Origin of the sequence: Pseudonocardia pini, assembly GCF_013870575.1 — a bacterium.
In the GTDB taxonomy this organism is placed as follows: domain Bacteria; phylum Actinomycetota; class Actinomycetes; order Mycobacteriales; family Pseudonocardiaceae; genus Pseudonocardia; species Pseudonocardia pini.
In genome coordinates, this window is the sequence record NZ_JACBXB010000495.1 from 1 (window position 1) to 4,167 (window position 4,167).

The window sequence follows — 4,167 nt, forward strand, 5'->3', positions numbered from 1 at the left end:
GCCGCCAGCAGGCCCTCGTCCCGGGGGAACGCGGGGGTGTGGGCGGGGTCGAGGCGGCCGTAGACGAGCCGGACGAAGGCCTCGGCGGGGATGGTCGGCCCCTCTGCGGACTCCTCGGCGGACTCCTCCGCAGCGCCCTCGGTCAGGGCCACCCCGGTCTCGCCCGGGGTGAGGAGGAAGGCCCGCTCCGGCGCCGTCGTCCGGATGCCGACGGGGCCGGGCAGGGCCTCGGCGCGGCCGGTGCCCCCGACGATCTGGTCGAGCCCGTCGACGAGCAGGTCGACGGCGTCCGGGGCGAGCGTCGCGGTGTCGTCCAGGGCTACGGCGACGTCCCAGGTGTGCAGGGCGTGCTCGCCCAGCCGCATCCGCAGCAGGTCGGCGAGGTCGCGTTCGGCGCCGAAGAGGTCGAGGCGGGCGGTGCTCCGCTGCTCCTCGGTCAGGCCCTCGACCCGTTCGAGGAACGTGCGGTCGGCGGCCAGGCCGTCCGCGGCCTGGGCCGCGGGATCCTTCGCGTCCCAGACGCCCCAGATCTCCGGGAACCGCTCGGGCGCGGGCGGTTCGGCGCCGCCGAGCGCGGTGTCCAGGAACAGCCCGAAGATCTCGGCCTGGGAGCCCAGGTGCGACACGACCTGGGCGATCGGCCATCCCGGGTCGTAGGAGGGCTGCCGCACCCCGTCCGCGTCGAGCGGTTCGACGAGGGCGACGAGCCGGTCGTGCGAGGTGCGGAGGGCGGCGGTCAACGCTGTGGTCGAGGCTGCGGTCACGGGCGTTCCTTCGGGGTCAGGCGGACGCGGCGGTGGGGGGAGCGGCGGCGCGGAGGGCGGGGGCGACCTCGGTGGCGAGCAGCTCGATCGTGCGCGCGACCGTGTCGTAGGGCAACCCTCCGAGATCGACCTGGGCGAAGATCCGCTGGTGGCCCAGGATCTCCCGCTCCCACAGCGCCTTCTCGACGATCTCCTGCGGGCTGCCGACGTACAGCGCGCCGTGTGGGGAGCCGACCTGCTCGAAGGAGGCCCGGTCGACGCGGAACCGGCCGCCCGAGTGGTACTCGAGGTAGTGCCGGTAGTACGGGTAGAACTCGTCCCGCGCGCCCTGCGAGGTGGGGGCGACGTGCAGGTGGCTCGAGGTCGCGACGGGGAGGCGGGCCGCGTCGTGCCCCGCGGCCGCCGCCGTGCGCCGGTACAGCTCCACCACCGGGCCCAGCGCCGCCGGGTTCCCGCCGATCAGGGCCAGGGTCATGGGGAGCCCCAGCTGTCCGGCGCGGACCGCGCTCTGCGGGTTGCCGCCGACGCCGAGCCAGACGGGCAGCGGGTCCTGCTCGGCACGCGGGGTGACCTCGGCGTCGTCGAGCGGTGGCCGGAAGCGGCCCCGCCAGGTCACCCGCTCCTGCCTGGCGATCCGCAACAGCAGGTCGAGGTGCTCGGCGAACAGCGCGTCGTAGTCGGCGAGGTCGTAGCCGAACAGCTCGAACGACTCGGTGAAGGCCCCGCGGCCCGCGATGATCTCCGTGCGGCCGCCGGAGAGCAGGTCGACGGTGGCGAAGTCCTGGTACACGCGGACGGGGTCCGCCGTGGACAGCAGCGTCGTCCCGCTGGTCAGCCGGATCCGTTCGGTGGCCTGCGCGATGGCCGCGAGCACGACGGCGGGGGAGGAGACCGCGTAGTCGGCGCGGTGGTGCTCGCCGACGGCGACGACGTCGAGCCCCGCCTGCTCGGCCAGCACGGCGGCGTCGACGATCTCCTTCAGCCGCTGCCGCGGCGAGATCACCGCGCCGGTGACGGGGTCGGGGGTGAGTTCGGTGAGCGTGATGAGCCCGAGTTCCATGCCGATCCTCGCGGGTCAGTTGCTGATCGCCGGCAGCGCGCCGACGTAGGTGTGGTCGGTGAGCTGCGCGACCAGGAAGGCGGCGATGTCGCTGCGGCGCATGGCCGAGCCCACCGCGTCCACCCCCAGGAAGCCGGAGCGGGTCCGGCCGGTGGGCGGGCCGTCCGTGGGCCGGGTGATCCGGGCGACGGTCCAGTCCAGGTCCGAGGAGGTCACGGCCTCGGTCATGCCGCGCAGGTCCGCCAGCGCGTTCGGGAACAGGGTGCCCGCCATGACCGGGAGCACGCGGGCCTTCAGCGTGGGGCGGTCCCGCTCGTCGGGCAGCGACGGTGTGGCGAGCCCGACGAACCGGCGGACACCCTCCTCGCCCATGAGCCGCACGACCCGCGCGGTGCCCTCGGTGAGCGGCCTGCCGCCCACGCCCGGCCTGAGCGTCGGTCCGAGGGCACTGACCACCGCGTCGGCTCCCCGTACGGCACCGCGGAGCATGTCCTCGTCGGACAGCGGTCCGGTGTGGACGGCCAGGTCGGGGTCGCTGAGCGCGAGCTTGCCCGGGTTCCGCGCGACGACGCGCACCTCGTGACCCGCCGCGAGCAGCTGCTCGACGACGTGGTGCCCGATCCGGCCGGTCCCGCCCAGCACAGTGACGATCATGGTGTTCTCCGCTGCGAAGTGGAAAGGGCTGTCCGCTCCTCGCGGACTGTAACAGCAGAACTGGAGAGGGCATTCCGGTTGGTAGCCTCACCGCATGGACGCGGGAGGACCGGCGCTGCGACAGGACGCCGAGCGCAACCGCGACCGGGTGCTCGCTGCCGCCCGCGAGGCCTATGCGGCCGAGGGGATCGGGGCGTCGATGGCGTCGATCGCCCGCCGCGCAGGCGTGGGGATCGCGACGGTCTTCCGGCGGTTCCCCACGCGGGAGGCCCTGGTCGAGGCCGTGTTCGCGGACCGGATGACCGCCTATGCCCAGGCGGTGGAGCTCGCCCTCGCCGACCCGGACCCCTGGGCCGGGTTCGCCGGGTACGTCGAGACGGTGTGCGGGATGCAGGCGGCCGACCGGGGGTTCGGCGAGGTCCTCACCCTGACCTTCCCCACGGCGCGGGCGCTGGAGGAGCGGCGGGACGCGGCGTACCACGGGCTCGTCGCGCTGCTGGACCGGGCGAAGGCGGCGGGCAGGCTCCGCACCGACGTCGTCCCGGAGGACATGGTGGTCCTGCTGATGGCCAACGCGGGCGTGGTCGCCGCGACGGGCGACGCCGCCCCGGACGCCTGGCGCCGCCACGTCGCCCACCAGCTCCGGGGCTTCGCGGTCGACGGGGGCGAGGTGCCGGCGCCCCCCGCGCCCACCCCGTCGAGCATGTACCGCGCGATGCTGCGCGCGGCGCCGACTACGAGCGGCCGAGCGCGGCGGACAGGTCCCGCGCCGTCGCGGTGAGCTCGCGGATCTGCGCGGAGTCCTCGTCGGCGGGCACCGACGTGCTCGCGGCGATCACCGCGAGCGCCGCGACCACGCGATCGGCCTGGAACACCGGGGCGGCGACGGTGCGCAGCCCGTTCACGATCGGCGACTTCACCGACACGTGGGACTCGCGGATCGTCTCGATCTCCAGGGCGAGCTCGGGATCGGCGCGCAGCTCCCGGGAGAGCATCGGGAGCTCCTCGGGCGAGAGGTAGGCGCAGAACACCCGGCCCTGGGCCGAGGCGGTGGGGGACAGGCGGGCCCCGAGCCGCACCGAGACGCGGGCGATCCGGTCCGTGCTGTCGTTGGTGGCCACCACGATCGGGCTCTCGCCGTCCCACACGCTCAGGACCACGGTCTCGTCCACCTTGCGGACGAGCTTCTCCATGAACGGCTCGGCGATCTTGACCACCGGGAGGGCGGCCCGCGCCGCGGCCGCCAGCGACATCAGCTGGGGCCCGAGCGAGTAGACCGACTCGCGGGGGTCGTAGCGCAGCAGGTCGGCGGACCGCAGGGCCTTGGTGTAGCGGTGGGCGGTGGCCTTGCTGGTGCCGAGTATCGCGGTGATCTCGTTGAGCGTGAGGTACGGCCGCTGCGGGGTGAACGCGGCCAGGATGGCGGCGGCCCGGTCGACCGCCTGGATCGCGGGCGCGCCGCGTTCCCCGGCGCCCTCGGGCCCGTGGTCCTCCGCGGTCGTCGCGGCCGGCGCGGGTAGCGACATCAGCACAGCCTCCTCCCGGACCTCGGTCATGCCGACCGGGCCCAGTCGTCGATGACCCGCGTGCACACGCGGGCGAAGCGTTCCAGCTCGGCGACGTCGAGCCGGTCGAGTCGGGGGTCCTGCGGGTCCGGCCGCGCGGTCGGGCCGGTGCGGGCGGTGTCGA

General features: G+C 74.8%; 5 protein-coding genes. 1 reads left to right on the forward strand and 4 read right to left on the reverse strand.

Features of this window, described 5'->3' with window-relative positions; genetic code table 11:
• The 3 genes from H5J29_RS23170 to H5J29_RS23180 form a co-directional block, all read right to left on the reverse strand.
• On the reverse strand, positions 1–764 hold a 764-nt coding region (locus H5J29_RS23170; protein WP_181783149.1), incomplete at its 3' end, for a maleylpyruvate isomerase family mycothiol-dependent enzyme.
• Between the two features lie 16 nt (positions 765–780).
• A complete protein-coding gene (locus H5J29_RS23175) occupies positions 781–1,824 on the reverse strand; it encodes an LLM class flavin-dependent oxidoreductase (protein WP_181783150.1) in 1,044 nt (347 codons plus the stop codon).
• A 15-nt stretch (positions 1,825–1,839) separates the two neighbouring features.
• The gene (locus tag H5J29_RS23180; RefSeq protein ID WP_181783151.1) at positions 1,840–2,478 is read right to left on the reverse strand and encodes an NAD(P)-dependent oxidoreductase; all 639 of its coding nucleotides are present in this window, start codon (positions 2,476–2,478) and stop codon (positions 1,840–1,842) included.
• A 94-nt stretch (positions 2,479–2,572) separates the two neighbouring features.
• Here H5J29_RS23180 and H5J29_RS23185 point away from each other — a divergent pair, with 94 nt between their 5' ends.
• On the forward strand, positions 2,573–3,259 hold the full coding sequence (locus tag H5J29_RS23185; RefSeq protein WP_181783152.1) for a TetR/AcrR family transcriptional regulator: 687 nt from the start codon (positions 2,573–2,575) through the stop codon (positions 3,257–3,259).
• On the opposite strand, the gene H5J29_RS23190 is transcribed toward H5J29_RS23185, so the two are convergent.
• Positions 3,213–4,004, reverse strand: a complete 792-nt coding sequence (locus tag H5J29_RS23190) for an IclR family transcriptional regulator (RefSeq protein WP_181783153.1) — start codon at positions 4,002–4,004, stop codon at positions 3,213–3,215. The genes H5J29_RS23185 and H5J29_RS23190 overlap by 47 nt on opposite strands.
• Positions 4,005–4,167 lie beyond the last annotated feature (163 nt).

What these genes read in the sequence shown, in the direction of transcription:
- H5J29_RS23175 (WP_181783150.1), bottom strand. Translation starts at nt 1,824, where the DNA reads ATGGAACTCGGGCTCATCACGCTCACCGAACTCACCCCCGACCCCGTC.
- H5J29_RS23180 (WP_181783151.1), bottom strand. Translation starts at nt 2,478, where the DNA reads ATGATCGTCACTGTGCTGGGCGGGACCGGCCGGATCGGGCACCACGTC.
- H5J29_RS23185 (WP_181783152.1), top strand. Translation starts at nt 2,573, where the DNA reads ATGGACGCGGGAGGACCGGCGCTGCGACAGGACGCCGAGCGCAACCGC.
- H5J29_RS23190 (WP_181783153.1), bottom strand. Translation starts at nt 4,004, where the DNA reads ATGTCGCTACCCGCGCCGGCCGCGACGACCGCGGAGGACCACGGGCCC.